At 60.7% G+C, this 21,334-nt stretch carries 24 protein-coding genes and 1 tRNA gene; 15 read left to right on the top strand and 10 right to left on the bottom strand.

The window, feature by feature from the left end; genetic code table 11:
• Window positions 1-275: 275 nt before the first annotated feature.
• Entirely contained in the window at window positions 276-533 is a 258-nt protein-coding gene (locus tag V7116_RS19130) for a YtxH domain-containing protein (protein WP_324393568.1), read from the bottom strand.
• 149 nt (window positions 534-682) lie between these two features.
• On the opposite strand from V7116_RS19130, the gene V7116_RS19125 reads away from it, so the two are divergent.
• A complete protein-coding gene (locus V7116_RS19125) occupies window positions 683-1,786 on the top strand; it encodes a M24 family metallopeptidase (protein ID WP_324393567.1) in 1,104 nt (367 codons plus the stop codon).
• A 269-nt stretch (window positions 1,787-2,055) separates the two neighbouring features.
• Here V7116_RS19125 and V7116_RS19120 read toward each other — a convergent pair whose 3' ends face one another.
• The 5 genes from V7116_RS19120 to V7116_RS19100 all read right to left on the bottom strand — a co-directional run bounded on the left by V7116_RS19120 (window position 2,056) and on the right by V7116_RS19100 (window position 6,622).
• Complete coding sequence (locus V7116_RS19120; RefSeq protein ID WP_324393566.1) at window positions 2,056-3,531, bottom strand: sensor histidine kinase; 1,476 nt, start codon at window positions 3,529-3,531, stop codon at window positions 2,056-2,058.
• Between the two features lie 89 nt (window positions 3,532-3,620).
• Window positions 3,621-4,304, bottom strand: a complete 684-nt coding sequence (locus tag V7116_RS19115; RefSeq protein WP_324393565.1) for a response regulator transcription factor — start codon at window positions 4,302-4,304, stop codon at window positions 3,621-3,623.
• 3 nt (window positions 4,305-4,307) lie between these two features.
• On the bottom strand, window positions 4,308-5,162 hold the full coding sequence (locus V7116_RS19110; RefSeq protein WP_324393564.1) for an MBL fold metallo-hydrolase: 855 nt from the start codon (window positions 5,160-5,162) through the stop codon (window positions 4,308-4,310).
• A gap of 22 nt (window positions 5,163-5,184) precedes the next feature.
• Window positions 5,185-5,568, bottom strand: a complete 384-nt coding sequence (locus tag V7116_RS19105; protein WP_324393563.1) for a Rid family detoxifying hydrolase — start codon at window positions 5,566-5,568, stop codon at window positions 5,185-5,187.
• 64 nt (window positions 5,569-5,632) lie between these two features.
• On the bottom strand, window positions 5,633-6,622 hold the full coding sequence (locus V7116_RS19100; protein WP_324393562.1) for an NUDIX domain-containing protein: 990 nt from the start codon (window positions 6,620-6,622) through the stop codon (window positions 5,633-5,635).
• Between the two features lie 189 nt (window positions 6,623-6,811).
• Between V7116_RS19100 and V7116_RS19095 the strand changes: the two genes are divergently transcribed.
• From V7116_RS19095 to V7116_RS19075, 5 genes are all read left to right on the top strand, one after another.
• On the top strand, window positions 6,812-7,420 hold the full coding sequence (locus V7116_RS19095) for a DUF1349 domain-containing protein (RefSeq protein ID WP_324393561.1): 609 nt from the start codon (window positions 6,812-6,814) through the stop codon (window positions 7,418-7,420).
• A gap of 21 nt (window positions 7,421-7,441) precedes the next feature.
• A complete protein-coding gene (locus tag V7116_RS19090) occupies window positions 7,442-8,080 on the top strand; it encodes a LysE family translocator (protein WP_324393560.1) in 639 nt (212 codons plus the stop codon).
• A 33-nt stretch (window positions 8,081-8,113) separates the two neighbouring features.
• Window positions 8,114-8,491 (top strand): cupin domain-containing protein, encoded by a 378-nt coding sequence (locus V7116_RS19085; RefSeq protein WP_324393559.1) that lies wholly within the window; start codon window positions 8,114-8,116, stop codon window positions 8,489-8,491.
• 100 nt (window positions 8,492-8,591) lie between these two features.
• Window positions 8,592-8,969: an RDD family protein gene (locus V7116_RS19080; protein ID WP_324393558.1), complete on the top strand. Its 378-nt coding sequence runs from the start codon at window positions 8,592-8,594 to the stop codon at window positions 8,967-8,969.
• 100 nt (window positions 8,970-9,069) lie between these two features.
• A tRNA-Ala gene (locus V7116_RS19075) sits at window positions 9,070-9,142 on the top strand.
• On the opposite strand, the gene V7116_RS25880 is transcribed toward V7116_RS19075, so the two are convergent.
• The 4 genes from V7116_RS25880 to V7116_RS19055 all read right to left on the bottom strand — a co-directional run bounded on the left by V7116_RS25880 (window position 9,096) and on the right by V7116_RS19055 (window position 13,552).
• Complete coding sequence (locus tag V7116_RS25880; RefSeq protein ID WP_442891860.1) at window positions 9,096-10,865, bottom strand: recombinase family protein; 1,770 nt, start codon at window positions 10,863-10,865, stop codon at window positions 9,096-9,098. The two genes, V7116_RS19075 and V7116_RS25880, sit on opposite strands and share 47 nt — an antisense overlap.
• Window positions 10,866-10,980: 115 nt before the next feature.
• Window positions 10,981-11,358: a DUF3795 domain-containing protein gene (locus V7116_RS25875; protein ID WP_349258550.1), complete on the bottom strand. Its 378-nt coding sequence runs from the start codon at window positions 11,356-11,358 to the stop codon at window positions 10,981-10,983.
• 174 nt (window positions 11,359-11,532) lie between these two features.
• Complete coding sequence (locus V7116_RS19060; protein ID WP_324393555.1) at window positions 11,533-12,603, bottom strand: alpha/beta hydrolase; 1,071 nt, start codon at window positions 12,601-12,603, stop codon at window positions 11,533-11,535.
• 307 nt (window positions 12,604-12,910) lie between these two features.
• Window positions 12,911-13,552 (bottom strand): helix-turn-helix domain-containing protein, encoded by a 642-nt coding sequence (locus V7116_RS19055; protein WP_324393554.1) that lies wholly within the window; start codon window positions 13,550-13,552, stop codon window positions 12,911-12,913.
• Between the two features lie 216 nt (window positions 13,553-13,768).
• Between V7116_RS19055 and V7116_RS19050 the strand changes: the two genes are divergently transcribed.
• The 9 genes from V7116_RS19050 (at window position 13,769) to V7116_RS19010 (ending at window position 21,214) form a co-directional block, all read left to right on the top strand.
• Window positions 13,769-13,987 carry a hypothetical protein gene (locus tag V7116_RS19050; RefSeq protein WP_324393553.1) on the top strand — a complete coding sequence of 73 codons (219 nt, stop codon included), beginning with the start codon at window positions 13,769-13,771 and terminating at the stop codon, window positions 13,985-13,987.
• A 60-nt stretch (window positions 13,988-14,047) separates the two neighbouring features.
• Window positions 14,048-14,266, top strand: coding sequence for a hypothetical protein (locus V7116_RS19045; RefSeq protein WP_324393552.1), 219 nt, complete (start codon window positions 14,048-14,050; stop codon window positions 14,264-14,266).
• On the top strand, window positions 14,253-15,305 hold the full coding sequence (locus V7116_RS19040) for a ParM/StbA family protein (protein ID WP_324393551.1): 1,053 nt from the start codon (window positions 14,253-14,255) through the stop codon (window positions 15,303-15,305). Before V7116_RS19045 ends, V7116_RS19040 begins: the two co-directional genes overlap by 14 nt.
• 61 nt (window positions 15,306-15,366) lie before the next feature.
• Entirely contained in the window at window positions 15,367-15,777 is a 411-nt protein-coding gene (locus tag V7116_RS19035) for a hypothetical protein (protein ID WP_324393550.1), read from the top strand.
• A 304-nt stretch (window positions 15,778-16,081) separates the two neighbouring features.
• Window positions 16,082-16,360 (top strand): HU family DNA-binding protein, encoded by a 279-nt coding sequence (locus V7116_RS19030; RefSeq protein ID WP_324393549.1) that lies wholly within the window; start codon window positions 16,082-16,084, stop codon window positions 16,358-16,360.
• Window positions 16,357-16,665 (top strand): hypothetical protein, encoded by a 309-nt coding sequence (locus V7116_RS19025; RefSeq protein WP_324393548.1) that lies wholly within the window; start codon window positions 16,357-16,359, stop codon window positions 16,663-16,665. Before V7116_RS19030 ends, V7116_RS19025 begins: the two co-directional genes overlap by 4 nt.
• A 3-nt stretch (window positions 16,666-16,668) precedes the next feature.
• Window positions 16,669-17,349, top strand: coding sequence for a hypothetical protein (locus tag V7116_RS19020; protein WP_324393547.1), 681 nt, complete (start codon window positions 16,669-16,671; stop codon window positions 17,347-17,349).
• Between the two features lie 79 nt (window positions 17,350-17,428).
• On the top strand, window positions 17,429-20,392 hold the full coding sequence (locus tag V7116_RS19015) for a primase C-terminal domain-containing protein (RefSeq protein WP_324393546.1): 2,964 nt from the start codon (window positions 17,429-17,431) through the stop codon (window positions 20,390-20,392).
• A 690-nt stretch (window positions 20,393-21,082) separates the two neighbouring features.
• The gene (locus V7116_RS19010) at window positions 21,083-21,214 is read left to right on the top strand and encodes a helix-turn-helix domain-containing protein (RefSeq protein WP_324393545.1); all 132 of its coding nucleotides are present in this window, start codon (window positions 21,083-21,085) and stop codon (window positions 21,212-21,214) included.
• The last annotated feature ends 120 nt before the right edge of the window (window positions 21,215-21,334 follow it).

Genomic DNA, 21,334 nt, shown 5'->3' with positions numbered 1-21,334 from the left:
CCTGGCCTACGGCGTGCTGAAGTCGGGGCAGCCTTTCGATCCTGCGTTTTCAACGGCTGCTCCTTGATTTTTAACACGGTATCTCTCCAATCAAGTTGGAGAGGGGAGACAAGCCGCGCCCAACGGGATTGGTAGGGGCGGGTTAAAAACCCGCCCAGGCTTTCCGCCCGGCAAATCTTCGAACTTCCCGGTCCATATGAAAAACCGCCGCATTTACGCGACGGTTTTTTGCTTGAACTAACAACTTCAAACTAACGACCGAAAAACTGCTTTTCTCACCGCCGGATCGTGGCGGGCACCGTCGCACCCGTCTCACCCGCCAGCGGTGATTTCGTCAGCGCGGCCAGCTCGGCTTCCATCTGCGCGCGCTTGGCTTCGGCGGCGGCGCGTCCGGCCATGATCGCATTCTGTTTGCGGCGCTCGATGTCGTCGCGCATTTCGTTGCCTGACGCGGGCGTGAACAGCAGCGCCACCAGGGTTCCGACCGTCGCCCCGCTCAAAATGCCGCCTGCAAATGCCAGTAATCGCTGCATAATCGTGCTCCTCCCGACCCGGTTGTTGAATATGTCCTTGATTATAGCAGCTTGCTGCCTTCCAGTCCCTTGACATCCGGCGTCTGCGGTTCTAGGCTCTATGGGCATTGGTATTGGGTTGGCTGCAAGCGAATGGAGCACGTCGCGCGATGGCAGATTCCCGCGTTCAGAAGCTGTACGATATCATCGAGCGGGCCGGGTTGGACGGCATGGTGCTGATCCCCGGGTCGAACCTGTTTTACATCACCGGGCAGGACTTTCACCTGATGGAGCGCCCGCTGATTGTGTTCTTCGTGCCGGGCCGCGATCCGGTGGCGATTCTGCCGTTTTTGGAGCAGGAGCGCTTCATGGAGATCCCGATCAAGGCGGAGATGTTCACCTGGACCGATACGGACGGGTACGCGGGGGCGTTCGAGGCGGCGGCGCGATCGCTGGATCTGAACGGCAAGCGCATCGGCGTCGAGGAACTGCGCATGCGTATGCTCGAATCGTCGCTGATCGAGCGCTATTTCCCCGGCGTGAACCTCGTGCTGGCGGGCAAGGACCTGGCCGATCTGCGGCTGCGCAAGGACGCGGACGACCTCGCCGGACTGCGCGAAGCGATCGCCATCAGCCAGGACGCCCTGCAAGCCGTGATTGAGTGGGTGCGTCCCGGCCTGACCGAGCGCGAGATCACCGGCCAACTGATCGTCGAGCAGTTGAAGCGCGGCGGCGGCAAGCATCCCTTCGAGCCGTATGCGCTGATCGGCCCGAACGCCGCGCTGCCCCACGCCGATCCGGGTGACCGCGTGCTGAAGGAAGGCGACGTGCTGCTGTTCGACTACGGGACCAGCGCGCGCGGCTATGTGTCCGACATCACGCGCACGTTCATCGTGGGCGAGCCGTCGCCCAAGGTCATCGAGGTCTACGAGGCGGTGCGCGCGGCGAACGAGGCCGGGCGCTTGGTCGCCAAGCCCGGCATCGCGGCGCAGGAAGTGGACCGCGCGGCGCGCAAGGCGATTGAAGACGCGGGGTACGGCAAGTACTTCACGCACCGGACCGGGCACGGGCTGGGGCTGGAAGCGCACGAAGGCCCGAACATGGTCGAGGGCAACACGCAGATCCTGGAACCGGGCATGGTCTTCACCGTCGAGCCGGGCATCTACCTGCCGGGCGAGTTCGGCGTGCGCATCGAGGACGACATGGTGATCACCGTCGACGGCGCGGAGAGCCTGAGCACCTTCCCGCGCGAGCTGCGGCGGATTGGGGTTTAACCACATTCCCTGATTTTGACGCGGACGGAAACCATCGGGGCGTATCGCAATACGCCCCTACACAAATTCCGGTTGTTTCGCCGTGCGGCAGGGGAAAAGACAAAAACCGGGCAGGTTACAAACCTGCCCCTACAACAACGGTGATCGCCTTGTAGGGGCGGGTTTCAATCCCGCCCGTTTTGGTGTTTTGCCCTTTCCCACAGAAAATGGTCGATTGTCAGGGCATTGTTTTCCCCTGATCCCTAACCCCCGATCCCTGATCCCTGGCTTTACCCTTCCTCCGCCGGGCGCGGCAGGCGCACGGTGAACGTCGTGCCCGACCCCTCGACGCTGGCGACCTCGATCCGCCCGCCGTGCGCCTCCACGATCTGCTGGCTGATCGCCAACCCCAGACCGGAGCCGGTGCGCCGCCCGCGCTGGCGGCTTTTGTCCACCTGATAGAAGCGCTCGAAGATGCGCGACAGTTCCGCCGCCGGGATGCCTTCGCCCGTGTCGCGCATGGTCACGATCAGCGCGTCGGCGGTGGCCGTGGCGTCGAGCGTAACGCGGCCCCCGGCGGGCGTGTACCGGATCGCATTGTCGAGCAGGTTCGTGAAGACCTGCGCCAGCCGGTCGCCATCCCCGGCCACGCGCGGCAGAGTGGGCGGGATCTGCACGTCGAGCTGCACGCCCTTGTCCCGCGCGCGCATGGAGATGCTCTCCGCCACGGCGTGCAGCACGTCGCCCAGCCACAGTGGGCGGCGCTGCATTTCCATCTGCCCGGACTCGATGCGTGCCAGGTCGAGCAGGCTCTCAACCATGCGGTGCAGCCGCCCAGCCTCGTCGTGGATGATCTGCGCGGCGTGCCGCGCCGCCTCAGGATCGGACGCGACGCCCTCGGCAATCGCCTGCGAAAAGCCCTGGATGCTGGTCAGCGGCGTGCGCAGATCGTGCGAGACGTTGGCGAGAAAGTCGCGCTGGGCGTTTTGGGTCGTGGCGACCTTTTCGGTCATTTCGTTGAACGACTGCGCCAGCGTGCGGACCTCGTGCGGGCCGACGACCGGCACGCGCTGTTCCAGGTCGCCGTCCGCGATGCGCTGCGCGGCCTTGCTCATCTGTTGGAGCGGGCGCGCCACGGAGCGCGCGATCAGCGCCGAGAGGCCGATGGCGACCAGCAGGCCCAGCATTCCGGCACGGACCAGCGGGCGGAAGAACGTTTCGCCAAAGGTCTGGACTACCGATCGCAGCGACGGGCGCGGGACCGGGGCGGCCACTGCCAGGAACGGTGTATTGGCGCGCTGCACGAGCACGGGACGCAGCGGCTGCGCGACGTAGATCCATTCCGTGCCGTCGGGGTCGAGGAAGCGGCCCTGATAGATTGCGGCGGTGCGGCTGGCTGTGGGCCGGACCAGCGGCTCGCGATCCACTTCGGTCAGCGCCGTGCCCACGTCGAACGTCTCGTTCGAATCGAACTCGACCGTATTGTCCTCGTTGACGACCATCAGCCGGAAGTCCCGCGCGGCGGCCTCGCTGCTCAGCAGCGTGCTGACTTCCGCCGTGACGCTGTTGTTCAGCCGCCCTTCCAGCCGCACGACCTCGGTCACGCGCACGTCGAGCAGCGTGCCGGTCAGGTCGCGGATCAGCGTGTCGGTCGGCAGCGGGCGCGTCCGCAGAAACAGCAGCAGCACAAGGCCGATCAAGCACAGCATGATCAGCAGGATCGCCACGTAGGAGGCGAGTAAGCGCGTTCGCAGAGAGTGGAGCATATAGTCCGTCAACCTCATCGTGATCTTATGCTCCGCTCGTTACCAGTGTGCTGCGCAACTGTAAAATCTCGATTACAGCCTGACTGCCCTCACAGCAGATTCAGTTTATAGCCCACGCCCCAGACCGTCTCGATCTCGATCGTGCCGCCCGCCAGCTTATTACGCAGGTGCGCGACGTGCACGTCTACGGTGCGCGTCTGGCCGTAAAAGTCGAAGCCCCACACCAGATCGAGCAGCTTTTCGCGCGTGAGCACGATGCCCTGGTTTTCGGCCAGGGCCAGCAGCAGGTCGAACTCCTTTGCGCGCAGATCGACGGGCTTGCCGCCCACCAGCACGGTGCGCCCCGCCGGATCGATGGTGACGTTGCCCATCCGCAGCGGCTTGTCATCGGCATCGGCGCGGCGCGGCTCCGTGCGGCGCAAAATCGCCTTGATGCGCGCGACCAGCTCGCGCGGGTTGAACGGCTTGGTCAGGTAGTCGTCCGCGCCCAGTTCCAGCCCGACGATCTTGTCGATGTCGTCGTCGCGGGCGGTCAGCATCAGGATCGGCAGATCGGAGGCGGCGCGCACCTGCTTGCACACCTCCCAGCCGTCCAGCTTGGGCAGCATCAGGTCGAGCACCATCAGCGCGGGCTGATCCTGATCGGCGCGCTTGAGCGCCTCCACGCCGTCCTCGGCGCTGATCACGCGGTAGCCGTCTTGCTTGAGATACAGGCTCGCCAGCTCGATGATGTTGCGCTCGTCGTCCACCAGCAAAATGAGTTCGCCCGCCATGCCTTATACCTCGATCATCATCGTGTCGTATGCGAACGTGATGTTGAACCCGTCCGCACGCAGCCGATCTTCGAGCGTGAGCAGGTCGTCGTAACCCATTTGCGTTGTTTCTTCGATGTGGGTCATGATCACACGCCCGGCCTTGAGCTGGCGCACCATCTCCAGCGTTTCGACGTACGTCGCCTCGCGCTGCATCAGCGGGTGATTTTCGGTGAACAGCCGCTCACCGGTCAGCGGGTGGAACTCGGCCAGTCCCATCGGGATGATCGTCAGATCGACCCCCTGCACGAAGTCCGGCGGGACCCACCCGTTCAGCTCGTCCGGGGCGATCAGCACGCGCTGGCCGCCCTCTTCGAGCAGGAAGGCGTACACGTAGTCTTCCGCCAGCCGGAAGGGCCGGATCGTCGTGCCGTTCAGTGTCACCGTGTCGCCATCGCTTAGCTCGATTACGTTCACGAGGCCCAGGTGCTGCATGTACGCATACTGCTCCCACGATCCGAGCCACGTGCGGAAGTCCTGCGCGACCTGCTCCGGCAGGTAGATGTCGGTGCAGCGGTTGCGGGGCGGGTAGTGGGTCGGATCGGCGTTGGCCGATTCCCACACGCGGCGGCCCGCGGTGTGGTCGGGATGCCAGTGCGAGTAGATGCACGCGCCGATGGACGTCACCTGCGAGCGATTGAGCTGATCCTTGATTTCTTCCGGCGTGTCGATGAGCAGGTCCGGGCCGTGTACGAACGTGCTCGGTCCGCTCCGACTGTAAGGCACGCCTTTGGCGCGCGCCTCGACGCAGACGGGGCACTGGCAGCCGACGCGCGGCGTTGTCAGCGCGCCGCCCGATCCCAGAATCTCGATTCGCATGGCAGCTGCTCCCGGTGTGCCGCTAGAGCGTGGCTGCGATGGCTTCGATCTCGACCAATCCGCCCAGCGGCAGGTCCTTCACGGCGAACGCAGCGCGCGCGGGCGGCTCGTCGGGGAAGTAGGTCGCGTAGACGGTGTTCATTTCTGCAAACGAGCCAATATCGGCCAGCAGCACGGTCACCTTGACGACGTTCTGCATACTGCATTCGGCAGCGGCCAGGATCGCGGCGATGTTCTTCAATGCCTGATCGGTCTGTTCCGCGACGGTGCTGCCCGCGAACTGCTTGGTTTCGGGGATCACGCCGAGCTGCCCGGCGACGAAGACGAATCCATTCGCCCGGATCGCCTGGGAGTAGGGACCAACAGCGGCGGGCGCATCGGGGGTTGCAATCACTTCACGCGACATGAGATTTCTCCTTGTGGAAAACGCAAAACCGGATCACGAACTAATTCGTTGAATTATCCTGATCTTACCGCAGGACGGGCCAGAGTGCCGGGTCCATCGCATCGCGCCAGCACTGGCGCATCCCGCTCATCATCGGCGCGGGCTGTTCGAGCAGCTTTTCGAGCGGCATGAACGCCACTTCGCTGATCTCGCCGTGATCCGCGTGCAGGGTTCCGCCTATGAGGCGGCAGTCAAAGGCCGCGCCGACGCCGTACACCATGTCCCCGTTGGGATAACGGGTCAGCATGTCCTGGCTGTAAACGCCGATCAACCGCACCGGCTCGATTTCCAGGCCGGTTTCTTCGCGCACCTCGCGCACCACAGCGGCGGTCGTCGTCTCGCCCAGGTCGCAGTAGCCGCCGGGGATATCGAGCAGGCCATCATCCACCCGCCGCGCGACCAGCACGCGCCCGGCGTCGTCGCGCACGACGGCCATCACGCCCGGCAGGATCACCGGATCGTGCTGGATGTGCTGGCGCAGCACGGGGAAGTGGGGCATCAACGGTGCGCGGGTATAGACCGGCTCGATCACGGCGTCGCGCGGTGAGGCCATCGCCGCGCGCACCATCGCCTGATACGCGACCGGGAACTGCGGCAGCGCTTCCTCGACCGCCATCCAACTGACGCCGAGCGTCTCGCCGCCGTCCGCGTGGAGCTGGCCGCCTACGGGCCGCGCCACGACGCACGCGGTCCACTGCTGTACGTGGTCGCCGTTGGGGTAGAGCAGGTTGTAGTCGGGATGGCTGAACACGCCGACGAGGCGTTCGACCTCGACGCGCAGCCTCGTTTCCTCGAAGGTTTCGCGCTCGGCGCAGGCACGCAGCCCTTCGCCGGGTTCCAGCGCGCCGCCCGGCACACCGAGCCAGTCGAAGTCGTAGCGGCGCTGGACCAGCAGGCGGCCCGCGTCGTCAAACACCAGAATCGTCGCGTAAACGAGGTAAATCAACTGGTGGCCGACCCGGTCGCGCAGCCACTTCACGTACCCGTCGGCCCGGCTGACGAAGGACTCAGACACAATACACCCCTTTGCTGCATCTGCACCCAAGCGATTGTACCGGCGTGCGGGAGATCTGCCACGACTTCACCGGGGCACGGTGGGCGATCGGTTGGCGGGCTGTAGCGCCTATGCCACGATATTGAAGTGCGTTATATTTCTCCTGCGCTTATTTTTACGAACAGCCTTTACGGCACAGGAAAAAATATCATGACGACTCTGAGCCTGGCACCCATCCCCGGCGACCTGCAGTGGAAAAACGATCCCGTCGACTGGACCATCGGCCCGGACGACAGCCTGAGCATCACGGCAGGCGCGAACACGAACTGGTTCATCGACCCGGCGGGCAGCGAACGGGTGGCGAGCAACGGGCCCGCGGCGGTGTTTGCGCCGCCTGTCGGAGATTTCCTGCTGAGCGCCAGGGTGACGGTTAACTTCGGCGCGACCTTCGACGCGGGGGTGCTCCTGTTGTACGAGCGCGACGATCTGTGGACCAAGCTGTGCTTCGAATACTCACCGCAGCACGAGCCGATGATCGTGTCCGTCGTGACGCGCGGCTTCTCGGACGACTGCAATTCGGTGGTGATCGACGGCAGCAGCGTCTATATGCGCGTGGCGCGGATCGGTTCGGCTTTCGCGCTGCATTACTCGCTCGACGGCAAATATTGGAACATGGTGCGTTACTTTACGATGGGCGCTGTCGACAATTTGCGGATCGGTTTTCTGGCGCAGTCGCCTACCGGAGAAAGCTGCACGGTCGTCTTTTCGGAGATCGCCTACCGGGCCGAGAGCCTGAAGGATCTGCGCAGCGGCGACTAGGAAATGAGGGGAGATCCCGTTATGCTGCCCGACTCATCGACGCTGATCGTGTTCGTGCCTGCCGCGTTGGCGCTGCTGCTGGTTCCCGGCCCGGCGGTGCTCTACATCGTCGCGCGCAGCGTGGACCAGGGGCGGCGGGCCGGGATCGTCTCCGCCCTGGGGATCGCGCTCGGCACGCTGGTGCACATCCTCGCCGCGGCGCTGGGCGTGTCTGCGCTGTTGATGTCGTCGGCGCTGGCGTTCCAGGCGGTCAAACTGCTGGGCGCGGCCTACCTGATCGTGCTGGGCGTGCGTAAGCTGCTGGAGCGCGGCACACCCCGGCACGTCACGCAGGCTCCGCCACAGGCGCTCAGCCGCGTGTTTTACCAGGGCACGCTGGTCAACGTGCTCAACCCGAAGGCGGCGCTGTTTTTCTTCGCGTTCCTGCCCCAGTTCATCGATCCGGCGCGCGGCCCGGCCAGCGTGCAGATTGTCGTGCTTGGCGTTATCTTTGTGCTGATGGCGCTGTGCAGCGATGGCACCTATGCGCTGCTGGCGGGTACGCTCGGCGGCTGGCTGCGCGACAATGCGGCGTTCTGGCGCGGGCAGCGCCTGTTCGCAGGCGGGGTTTACATTGTGCTAGGCGTGGCGACTGCCGTTTCGGGCGGCAGCAAAAAGTAGCGGTGTAGAAGGTTCCTTACGGAGATGACGGACATGGCAGAGAGTAAACGCAAAGTGGTGCATTACACGGACGTTCCCGCGCAGACGTTTGGCGACGAAGCGCCGGGCACGACGATCCGCTGGCTGATCGACGACGATCACGACGGCGCGCCGGTCTATGCGCTGCGCATGATCGAGGTGGCGCCGGGTGGGCATACGCCGCTGCACAGCCATCCCTACGAGCACGAGAACTTCGTGGTCGAGGGGCAGGGGCGTGTGCTGATCGACGGCGACTACCGCGACGTGGCTGCCGGAGACGTGATCTTCGTGCCGGGCGGGATGCAGCACACTTACGAGAACACAGGCGAGACGCCGTTCAAGTTCCTGTGCGGTATTCCGGTCAAGAAGCATATGCCGCCCGCGATGTGCTGAACCGGCGTGCCCGGCCTGCGGCATTGCTGCGTGGATTCTTCATCCCGTTCTGCTACATTCAAGGTACACGGCAGGGACGAAAACTTACGCGGAGGGTACTATGCCAAAGGCCAGTTTGACTTCACGCTTGATTGCGCTCATCATCGACTCGATCATATTGGGGATCATTGGTGCCGTGGTCGGCGCGGTGGTCGGCAGCAACGTTCTGGGGGTCGGCACGGGTTTCATCGTCGGCATCCTGTACAACTGGTATTTCTGGACGCGCAACAATGGCCAGACGCCGGGCAAGAGCTTGATGGGCATCCGTGTGGTGAATACCAGCGGCGGCGGCGTCAACGACGTGCAGGCGATCATTCGCTACATCGGCTACTACATCAGCACGTTTATTCTGCTTTTGGGGTGGCTGTGGGCGATTCCCGATCCCGAAAACCAGACGCTGCATGATAAGCTGGCCGGGACGTACGTGGTGAAGGCATAACAGTGGGGAATTGAGGCAAAATCGGCACGTTCGAGGGCTTTGCCGGGCGTGCCGATCTTGACATCCACCCGGCGGACTGCTACAATTCCCATCGTCAAGCGGGCCTGTAGCTCAACTGGGAGAGCGCTACAATCGCACTGTAGAGGTCAAGGGTTCGAATCCCTTCAGGTCCACACTTCGTTTGCTAGGCATATACAATTCGTCTTCGAGCGGGAACGTGTAATAGAGCGTTCCCGTTCCGTTTTGTATGACAATCTTCGCTACAAACTGGTGAATCGCGCGGCGCGCCAAGTCCCGATCTCCGCTCTCCAACGTTTCCCGTGTGTGGTCGATCCACTGCCGCAGCAAGTCCTCACTGATGAACCGAATCTTCCTCGGCTTGATCAGCAGTGATTCCAGACTCGTTAACTCCCCGACCAACTCGGCCTCTTCGCGGCGGCGCGCATCGTAGCGATCCTGGATGTGCGGCGCGTAGCCGATCCTCTCGATGGTGTCCAGCAAGTTATCCATCTGGCGGCGCACTTCGTCCAGCCTGGACTGCACCGCATCGATCCGTTTGTCGGCGTCTTTGCTGCGCTCGCTGAGTTGCGCAGCGAGTTCGTCCGCGAGCGGCTGCAGATTTTCGAGCGTCACGACGTGATCGAGCAGGTTATTGATCACGGCCTGATCCAGTCCCTTCAGGCTGATCGTCTTAGTCGTGCAGCGCTCACCGTGTGAGTTATTCGCCTGCGAGCATTTGTAATAAATGTACTCCCCGCGCACGCCCGGTTCCCCCGGGATCGTGCCGACATACATCGGGTGTTCTTCGCCTTCGACGTGGCCGCAGAATACCAGCCCGGAGAGCATGTGCTCGGCTCCGACGCGGGCCGGTTCGAACTTCGGCTGGACCGGCTGCCCGTTGAATTTCTTGGCGCGCTCGGCGATATTTGCCTGCTCTTGCTCATACCACTCGCGCGGAATCATGGCAGGCACGAAGTTTTCGTATAGCTTGCCGCCGAACTCGTAATCGCCGGTGTAAATGCGGTTGGAGAAGAAGTGGGTGTAGCCGTTCTTGTTCTTGTACAGCCGCGTGGCCTTGTGGATTTTCCCGATCTCAATGCCCTGGTGGCGCATCTCCCAGGCGAGGCGGGCGCGATCCCAGGTTTCGGGATCGGGCACCAGCCGCCCGACGATGCGCGGTTCGCCCCCGGCACGACCTTTGCGGCGCTTATGGACGCCGATCTGAACATCCTCTTTCATGAATCCGCGCGGCGTTGGGCCGGGCTTCACGCCGAGATAACCGCCCGTGCTGGGCCAGCCGGGATTGTATTTGAGGAATTCGTGATCGTCGTCGCGCGTGGCGACGAGCTGCATCTGGCCGCGCTTGACGTTCTCCGAGATTTCGTCGAGAAGCTGCTCATCCTGCCAGCTCTGGAAGGCTTCGATCAGCGCATCGATGCCGGGGTTGCCGGTGTTGGCCGAGGTCAGCAGGTCGATGATCGTGATCCCGCGCAGCCGCAGATCGGTTTTGATATTCATCGCCTCGATGCTGTCGCGGCCCAGCCGGTTTGACTTCCAGAAGATGACGCCAAACGGGTTTTCGACAACCGCTTTCTCGCGCCGGTAGCGGTCGTTGATCCGTTTGAAGTTGGCGCGGAGATCGAAGAGCATCTCTTGCAGGGCTTCACGCTTGTCCGTGTTCGATGACTTCCGCGCCTCGTCGAGATAGAGCTTGTCCAGCACCAAGTTGTGATGTGCGCAGTATTCGCGGATGGTTTCGGCCTGCTGCGAGACGGAGCGATCCTGTTCCTCACCACCCGAGTCGCGGCAGTAGCCAACGACGTGCGTTCCCGGCGGCAGCGGGCAATCCTGCCGAATGAGGTGCAGGTACCGGGCATTGTCGTCAGATACGGACATTAGATCTGTTCCTTTGCCGAAAACGGACTCGGCGGGGCGTTTTTGCCTTTATACTTGGATAGAGAGACGTGATATTTCTCTGAATTAGCTGGCCCACCCAGAACATTTTGAGTGACTAAACTTCTTTTCCACATTCTGAGCAAACACCATCGTGCAAAGATATGACACCTCCGCAATCGGAGCAGGTCCACCGCTCTCTTTCTTTAAGCAAATACTGTTTTGCGCCGAGCGACTTGTGCAAGAGAGCGCCCTCAATCAGGCTTACCTGATATCTCTGCCTGTAACTGCGATCCAGTCGTTTGACGAGTACGCAGGGGAAGGATGGACAGTCAAAACAAAAATCAACCTCGTGGCTGACTGCACAGGTTTTGATTTTACAGACCCGGCAATGTTGAGGTTTGCTTTCGTCCACCCCATGACAGCCCATACAAGCTTTCTTTTTCTTTAAATGCACATAACAAACATGACAGTTAATCCCACATGGGGCCAGCATCGTTTCGGGTATTTCCTGGTCCATTTCCATAGGTCACCGTTTCTTCTTGCAGGACACTAGTTGTTTTGGACATTCTTCATGCCGCTGCTCACGTTAACACCCTGGCGAGAGCACGAAATTCTGGCGAATACAATACAGGTCACGGACAGAGCCGTCCTAGAACTTGTGACGTTTCTACTGGCGGAGAGCTTTGTCAAAAAAGTCGATCATGCGTGCCGGGTATAGTTCGGGTTCGGTCCTGAGCCCTGCGGTATGTCCGGCGTTGTCGATGATCCAGAGCTCGCCGTGTTCACCGAGATAAGGCTCGTATGCACGATTGAACTCGCCTTCAAACGGATCCTGGCCGCCCGCCACCAGCATCAGCGGGCGCGGCGCAACCTGCGGAATGAGCTGTTTGCAGGGTATCAACTGCTCATCCAGATACGCCTCCGCCATCCAATACGCCTGGCGGCTGATGAAGTTGATCAACACGTCGCTGGGACTGTCTGAAGGCGGAAGATCGTCGCCGTTGTTGACGCCCAGGCCATCAGCCCAGAGGGCTTTCAAACGCAACTCATCAGGTGCGGCTCCAAGCAAAATGTGTGCACCAAGTGAGAGACCCACGCCGCCGATGCGTTGCTCATCGACTTCGGGCCGTGCGGCTAACCAGTCGATGATCGGCGTGATGTCGCGCTGGTCATACAGGCCAATGGAACGCTGATGGCCGGTGCTTTCCCCGGACGCGCGCTGATCATATACAAGGACACCGAAACCTTCCTCGTGCAGCACCCGCGCGTGGGCAAGCGATCCGGTGCGATCGCCGCCGTTGCCGTGCAAGACCATGACCACCGCGCCGCTGCCATCAACTGGAGGCGCGTACCATCCCGCGAGCGTTTCGCCGTTGGCCACCGGGATGCGCACCGCTTCAACAGCATCACCCAGGCCGCTGCCCTCGATGCAGCAGACGGTATGCTGTTTGGGAGTGGTATTCATGTAGAAATAGGCAAACGGACCAACGAAGGCGATCACCAGCACGACTTCTAATAGCGCCGATAGCAGCACCCGACGCCGGTAAATCCACCCGCCGATCAGACCAAGCCCAAATTCGACAACCAGCCCTATACCTAGACCAGTTACCATGCCGGCGAGCAGCCAGCGGGTCAGGTCAAGCAGGTAGTATCCAATGACGCCAAACAGCATCATGAAAACCAGTGCGTTGACCAGAGGAAACAGCAGCCGCTTTGAAGATTCGTGAGAGGATGTCATTTGTGCCTTTTCGCAGGGTGCGCGCGCTTTCTGTCGCTGTTCACCTGTGACGTGCGCTCATGAAGCGACTTACCCTCCCACTATAGGCTCGGTAGCACAAATGTGTCAACTTCATACGATGTGGCTTTTGAGTGCAAATCGCGGGTTCAGGCGAGATTGTGAAAGGAGTGCTGATTTTTCGGGGAAAAGTACACATTGCAGTGGGTAAAACCTGAAGTTGCGATGTGTAATTTTACCACCCCCAACTTGCAAAATTACTCATGATTTTCAGGAGTGACCTGCTACGCTGGAAGTATCGTGTGCAGAGCTACTCGCGCCACTCCGGATCGACCATCGTCGGATCGTAGTTGAGCGAGAGCTTGTGACGGATGAGGGCCGTAATGCGTTTGCGAGTTGCGGGGGATAAATCCTGCCACTGGTTTCCAACGATCACGGCATCCGATTCAATGCGATTCACATCTGCCGGAGCAGTCATCGCATATTGGGCGATCAACTGGTTCGCCGCTTCGCGGATCATCTCCGGGAAGGCAAGGTCCATGCCAGCCAGCGCTTTGTGAGAGTCTTGGCGCATCTCCTGAATGATTGTTTTTTTGCGAGGCGCTTCCGCCATCGCTTCGAGAACGCCCATAACCGCATCTTGTTTCTCTGGCGGCAGGTCATCGAAAACGTCAGCCAGATATTCAGCGCGGACGGAGTTTGCATCCGGTGCTGGTGGAATGTATCCAGCGAGGCGGAACAATCTCACAGAATTCACTCCAAGCGCGTCCGCAACCTTGCGCAGCGTTCGAGCATCAGGGTCTTTGGCTTTTGGATCGACACCATATTTGAGCAGGTTGCGAATCACACCTTCAGAAACTCCTGCCAGTTCAGCCAATGACACATTATTATGTTGCTGCTCATTCATCAAAGCAGCGATGAACGCGCCAAGGGTGTAGGGGGGATCTGACATCGCATGCTTGCCTTACTGATGATCGTGAGAATTACCCTCTCATTATACCCAAACTCACTGGATTCCGTTTTTTCGCGCTTGACACCGTGGCATATTTTCAACTACCATTAAATGTGGTACGAGTATCGTATTGAGGTGCGAATTTAAGATCGCGCACCTCTGTTTTTACTGGAATTCGTACTAAAATACGAATAACGTAACGAATTAGGAGTAATCATGGCGAAACGCCGCGGCAAGAGTCGGGTAAAAGTCATACCGCTGACCATCGGGCAGGATCCGTCCCTGTGGCGTTATGGCAGCCTGCAAGAAGCGCTCGGCGCGAACACAGACATTCTCTCGGCGCTGATACGTGCGGGGCAGGATGCGCAGGCACAATCGCCCACAGCGGGGGAAAGCGTATTCGATGGAGAAGCCGACGAGTTCGCGGCACGCTAACGGACGCTTTTTTATTTCCCGTGTCAGCCCGGACTCAGTCCGGTGAGAGGAACGCAGGCCATGTTCAAACGAATCGAGTTTTCGCTCAATCTCGCTGACCCGCAGGAAGCGCGGCTCTACCGCGCGCTGCAACCCGCGCTGCGCTACCGGCGCGGTGGAGTCGTTATCCGTCAGGCGTTGGGGCTGCTCTTCGCTGAACAGAAACACACCATCGCCGATCAAACTGTCCGCGATCCACTTGTGCTCATTCAGGAGAACACCAACGATGAGCAAGGCTAAGGCTTCAAAATCGAATACCAATTCTGGCAGCATCGTCACCGTCGGCATGGATATAGGCTATGGCGTGGTCAAGGCGCTGACTGATGATCAGGCAGTCGTCTTCCCGTCCGTGATGGGCCACGCCCGCGAACTCAAATTCGGCCACGAGTCGATGCATACCAAATACCCCGGTGACCAGATCACCGATGACCAGGGCACATGGTTTGTCGGCGATCTGGCGCTCTCCCAGGTGCCGCCCGGTGAACTACTCCGGCTGCGTGGACGCACCGCCAACGAGCGCACGATGGGCAACGCCTTCCGCCTGCGGCTGGCGAAGGTCGCCATCGGCAAGCTGCTGCAGGGCGTTTGGGATCGCGAGGTCGTGCATCTGCGCATCGCCACCGGGCTCCCGGTGGATCACATGCCGGATGCGGGAGAACTCAAAGCCGCGCTGCTCGGCCAACATCTTGTGCAAACGGACTGCGCCGAACTGATCGCCAATGTGATCGAGGTGATGGTCATGCCGCAGCCCTACGGCACAGCTTATGCGAATCTGCTCACCTTGAAGGGCGAGATCAACCCGCGCCATACCTTCATGCGGACCGGCGTAGTGGATGTCGGGACCTATACGGTCGATATTGCGCTGGATGAGGATGGTGAGTTCAAAGACGCCGAAAGCGGGAGTGTGGAGAGCGGTGTTTTCACGGCACAGGAACGTATCGCCGCACTGCTGGAACGCGATCACCGCCAAAAGATCCCCTACAGCATCATCGAGCGCGTGCTGCGAACCGGAAAGTTCATGGCAAATGGGCGCGAGCTCGACTACAGCACCGAGGTGGAAGATGCGCTCGATCCGCTGCGGAGCGCCACACTCAATCTGATCAGCGAGAAGTGGAAGCGCGGCGCAACGGTCGAGGTGATCTATCTCTCCGGCGGTGGCGCGGAATTGGTCCATGAGCAAGTGATCGAAGCATATCCGCAGACGGTGTTGGTCCGCGATGCGCAGCTTGCCAACGCGCGGGGGTATTTGAACTACGCGCACTTTGTCGCCAGAACGTAAGCCGGGTGTCGTACTAGGTCGTACACCTGTCGTACACCGGTACGACAATCCAGGAGGCGGGATGAGCAAACGCAAACGGATTACGGCCACCATCAAAATGACGTTCGTGGACGACAGCGACCTGATCGACTGGTGGCACTCCATTCCCCTGGGCAGCCGAAACGCGATGTTGAAGGACATTATCCGCGAACACATTGCCCGGGAAGGTGGACACTATCGCCCGCGTCAACTCTCTGGGGCTACCGTTAGCGTGCCCGCATTTGATTCCAGCCAGTTGGCCCAGGTCCGTGAAGATGCTGCATGGATTCGCGATGCACTGCACGACATGCCTGCATTTTTGGAACAGCTTTTCGCACAGACTGTATTGGTTCAATCACCAGCCAACGCCAGAGCGCCAACACCCGATGAGCCCACTTTGAACGATGCCGAGAGCCAGCGTCGTGCACGAAAGCTGGCGCGTGTGAGCTGGTGAGCGTGTGCGCATTGTTGGACTGCTTCGCAGTCCCCCCGGTTGTGTGTTGCACAACCGGGTACGGCGCGGACTGGCGGTCCTTGTGACCGGGTAAAGTGTCCGGTCCGCGCCTAAGCCAGCTAAATCGCTGGCTCCTCACGCGCCGGAGGGGCTGCTGCAGCGCACGCGACGCGCTGCAACGGTGCGGCGGTGTGGGGCACCCCGCGCGCCGTCCGGCCCGGCGTCCCGGTCCGTAAAACCGCACCCCGCGCCGTTTTCACGGTTGTGAGTGGTGTAGCACGGTAATTCGCACGACGGAGGACACATGAGACACCGCGAGATGATCGCTTACATCGCAAGTCGCCTACCGCACCAGACGAACCGGGACGTAGAGGACGTGATCGACGTGCTGATCGAGTTGATGCAAGACGAACTCATGCAGGGTGAAACAGCTAGCCTGCCAGACATAGGGACGCTGTCCATCGAAGTGCAGAACGTGCACGCGGCGGGTGCTGTCAGGCGGCAAACGCTTACCCGCGTCTATGGGCGCTTTCGTCCGGCGGGGGCATTGAAGAAACGAGCGCTAAAGGAGACCCGTATTTGACCAAACGTAGAAACCAAGACGGCTACACCGAACGGCTGTCAATCGGGTTCACGCCGGAGCAAATGCGCCGCATTGAGGAATTGCTCCGGGTTCGCGCACGACAGGGCCAGATGCAGCACAAGACCGACTTGATCCGCGAGGCCGTGAATCTGTACATGGCTCGCGCCGACGATATCCCTGGCACGCGCGCCGCGATCACACGCAAGCTGGAGGGGCGGCTGGATGCGGTCGAGCAACAGCTCACACAGCAGAACGATCTGCTGGAACGGCTGGTCGCATTTTTCCAGCGCAGGCAGGGAAGCTGATAAGTGGATCGTAAGCAGATGTGTGTCGCCAATGTGCGTTACAAGAAGCCGACGCAGAACGAGGCGCGTCGCATGGAGAACCTGATCAAGTATTTGACATACAGGGACAGCCGCGACGACTACGTGCCGCAAGTGGCCGGGCAGGAACGATGGGTAGATCGTGGCATGGGTAAGTCCGTCGCTCGGATTGCGCGCAACTGCGAAGCCTATCAGAGCGATCATGTGCTGATGTTCAGCCTCGTGATCAACCCGAACCCTGAGCTGATTGAGATGATTCCGCATGAGAAGCGCGAACGCTTCGTGCGCAACCTGACGGAATGGACGCTGCAGGACTTCTTCGATGCGCGGGGCATTGATACGGGCGTCGAAATGTCATATGTGGTGCATCATCGCGAAACCACTGACGAGGACGAACCAGGGCGGCACAATCCGCACGCACACGTCGTGCTGCCGGGCACGTATTACGACGCGGATGAGGGGCGGCGCGTGCCCTTATATTTCAGCAAGAACAAACAGGTCAACCATATCGAACTGCTGCACGCGCTCACTCAGCAGAATATGGCCATGCTAATGGAGTTCCATATCGGGCGGGATTGGGAGCAGCAATATGATGCGCTGCATCCCGAAATTGAGCCGGAAATCGAACCTGAAATCAGTATCTCAGGCCCAGCACTAGACCTATAAACGCACACAGAGGGCCGGGGCGGTCCGTCGCCAAACTTTTCGCCCTGGTCCCCTGTGCCATCCAAAGGATATCAGCAGTATGTCAGATAACGCCTCTGCCATCAAGCCAGAACCGCAGTCACCCGCGCTTTCGCGGGACGATTTTTTTGCGGCGCTGTATTCCGGTGCCAACCCGGGTTTGCTGCTAGAACTGCGCTGCATCCATCCCGAAACGGAGCAGACGCGCGTACTGTGGGCACCTATCGGCAACCAGCAGCGACTCGCGGCCACGCTGCGCCAGGCTGACACACTGAACACGTCCGGTTACGGGGTATTTTTCGCGCCATGTTTGCGCAGCGAGAAGAAAGGCAGCGCTGAAGCTGCTGCGCTCGTGCCTGCGCTGTGGGTGGATATCGACTGTGACGACGATCCGGCCAAGCGATCCAGCGCGCTCGAAACGCTGCATACGTTCGATCCAAAACCGTCGATCATCATAGATTCGGGTGGCGGTTGGCATGCGTACTGGCTGTTGGAAGAACCATTCGTGCTGCGCGATGACGCGGCACGGGAGCAGATCACCAACACGCTGCATGGGCTATTCGCAGCAGTCGGCGGCGATGCGGAGTATGCCAAGTCAGTAGCGTCGCTGATGCGCCTGCCGGGTTCGGTCAATACTAAGCCCGAACGCGGGGGTGTGGTGGCGGTGCTCACCGAGTTCCATCCGGATCAGCGTTATCCATGTGCCGCATTTGAGTGGCTGGCGGTCAAGCAGGGTGGGGCGAACGGCAAGTCTGGCCTGGTGCTATTGGGAAATGGACACGCCCCACTGCCACAGGTCACGCTGGACTATCTGGCGAGTGGCGCATCGAACGGTAACCGCAACCGGACGCTGTTCGATGCGGCGTGCCAATTTAGGGACGCGGGATACACGCAGAATGAAGCGGAAGCGCAGCTCGTCCTGCGCCACGTGGCGGATGGAGCCGGGAACGAACAGCCCGCCACACGCGAGCGCGAAGCCCGCGCCACGATCACCAGCGCCTACCAGCAAGCGGCACGCGATCCGATCGTGGAACCGACCTCTGACGCGCGGCAGATGGTGGATCGGCTGGTCAGCACATTTGGTGCGCAGGATCAGCCGAATCAACCCAAGCCGGAGCAGATCGCAGCGGCGGTGCAGGCCTGTGCGCATCTTGAGGCGGTCGAATGGGCGGTGCAGCGGCAGAAGCTGAAAGGGGTGTGTGGCAATGGCGTGCGCCTCACGGATCTGGATCGCCAGTACCGGCAGGCACGCAAAGCCCTGGAACGCGAGCGGGTGCAGGACTACGACGAGAGCGAGGAATATTACGCGGACGAGGAGCGCATGGTCTACCGGCGTGATACCTATCATGGGCCGGTCGAGAAAACTGTCGCGGCGTGGGTGGGGCGCGTCAAGGAGCGCATTTCGCAGGTCAACGACGACGGCCAGGTCGAGCACGTCACTGCGCTGGAGCTACGCAACGATCACCAGACGCTCACGCTCAATGTACCCAGTGAGATGTTTGGAGATGATGCGGCACTGCGACGGTTCATCGCGGGACAGGCAGGGGAAGCATTCACGGTGCGCGCCGGGATGGGCAAGCACCTCGCTCCGGCGATCCTGAGCCTATCGGGTGAATATCCGTGCCGCACGTGCTACCGCTTCATGGGCTGGACGCAGATCGACGGGCGTTGGACGTATGTCGCGCCGGGCGTGTGCATCAATGCGGAGGGCGCGCTGGTCGATCCGCCGGAAATCGAGCTGGATGCCCGGCTGCGCGATTACAGTCTGCAACAGGCGAGTTGGGAAGACAGTCTGCTTGCGTTTGCGGCGATCATCCCGGTCTTTCCCAAAACCCTTGCTCCGGCGTGCATCGCGTTCGCGCTGCTGCCGCTGCTCCAGCGCTTTTTCCCGGCAGCGGCGCCGCGACCAGCCATTCACCTGGCGGGAACCTATGGCAGCGGCAAATCGGAACTGGCCGCGCTGATGAGCAGCTTCTACGGGGCGTTTTCGCGCGATACGCCGCCCGCGCAGTGGGGCGATACGATCAACACGGTGGAAGCGATGGGCTATCCGCTGGCGAATGCACTGTATTGGGTGGACGACTACAAGAGCATTTACGCCGATGAACGCACCTTCACCCGCTTTTTGCAGAGCTACTCGCGCGGCATGGGGCGCGGACGTCTGACGCGCGAAGCCCGGCTGCGCCAGGATCGTCCGTGCCGAGGAACACTGCTCAGCACCGGCGAAACGATGCTCGAAGGTGAAGCTTCTGTGCTCTCACGTATGCTGGTGCTGGATGTACCGCCGTGGGAGCACCGCGATCCGGGTGGAAACGCGCTCGAACAAGCGGACCTGATGCGCCACGCTCTGCCCGGTTTCACGGTCAAGTTCGCGGCGTGGATCGCGCAGCAGGTCGAGCAAGGTGATCTCGCCAACCAACTGGCGAACGAATTCGCGATCAGTGTGCAAGGCTACCGCGATAAGCTCAAGGCATCGGGCCTATCGATGGCCAACACGGGGCGCGTGATCCAGAACTGGGCGGTGCTGGTAACGATCTACCGGCTGCTGCGCGAGTTCCTGATGGCGCAGGATGCGGACGACGTGCTGCCCAGTTGGCAGGATGTGATCGTAGAGACGGCACAGACCGTGCGCCAGGAACGCGCGAGCGAGGTGTTTCTCAACAACCTGAGCCAACTGCTGGCGAGCGGAGATGTGATGCTGGCGAAGGATACGCGCAATCCGGAGGAACCGCGACCGGGCACCACGCTAATCGGCTACCGAGACGCGCACTTTATCTACCTGCTGCCGGAGGTCGCCTATCGCGAAGTCAATCGTGTGCAGCCTCTGCGGTTCACCGTGGCCGCGATTGGCAGCCAACTCCGTGAAGATGGTAGTCTCGTGACCTTGTCAGGCGATCGACATCTTGCCATTCAGATCCGGATTCGGGGTGATAGAGTGCGTGTTTGGCGTCTTAGGTCAGAAATTCTGAGCGGAGACAGTGGAGATTGTGGAGACAGCGCACCAAATGACGCACGCAATGCTTGATTATGGTGTGGAGACAGTGGAGATTGTGGAGACAAACTCTCAAAGCGCGGTTTTTGTCTCCACTGACTCCACATGTCTCCACAGAAAACAAGCACAGCCAGTAAAATTCTAAAAAAACGCGTGGGGTGTCAAACCCGTCTTTCGAGTGCTAAAAAATGTATGTGGAGTTTGTGGAGACAGTGGAGACGAACGGGGAAATCTATCGCCCAAACCCAGCAAATGCCCGGTGAGCGATCAGTCCAGTCAACACACCCGGGATATTTGCGCCCAGGTCGAGCAATGACGTTACTCGATTCGGCACAGTTGGCTGCGAGAACTCCGCCACGCAACACTACGCAATGCCAGGATAGCAATAATGAGGCCGATGGCGCCAGTGGTTGCTGCGCCGCCGAACAGCATGATATTCCCGCAAGATTCTGTTGGCCGATGATCGCATTGAACTAAAATAGGCGATCCGGCGCAGGTCCACAATGCTGCCGGCGCGGTATTGCGCTGATATGCGACTGGTGATGGTCGATGTGATGGCGGGCTACAATCCGCGCGAAATCCAGGATAACCATAGTTGGACGAACAATCACGTGCGCGTACTGTTCCGCCATTTGCGGATGATCTCCTACAAGGCGTTACCGGGGAAATTGCGCGAGTGTTCCACGTATGTGGGCAGCAAGGTTCCGGCCACCGAGATGACTTGTGCAAGCAGCAAGAACTCCGCGCGAAGGACTCAGCTACGATGAGATTGCGGCGCGGCTGGGCTACTCGCCGGGCTGGGTGCGCAGAATCTCCAGCGACTCGAAGAACATGGTCTGTGCAGTCAGCGACTAGTGTGAGCGAGAACGGGCTGAGCATATCACGAAAGTGTAGGATTTGCTCGCGCAGGGTATGAGCTCACCCGATGTACAGGTTTATGGACTGACAAAAAAAGGAGCTGCTTGTAGGATCTGA

It is taken from the genome of Aggregatilinea sp. (assembly GCF_036822615.1).
Classification (GTDB): Bacteria; Chloroflexota; Anaerolineae; order Aggregatilineales; family Aggregatilineaceae; genus Aggregatilinea.
The sequence above is the reverse complement of the archived record's forward strand: the minus strand, read 5'-3'. Positions and strand labels throughout refer to the sequence as shown.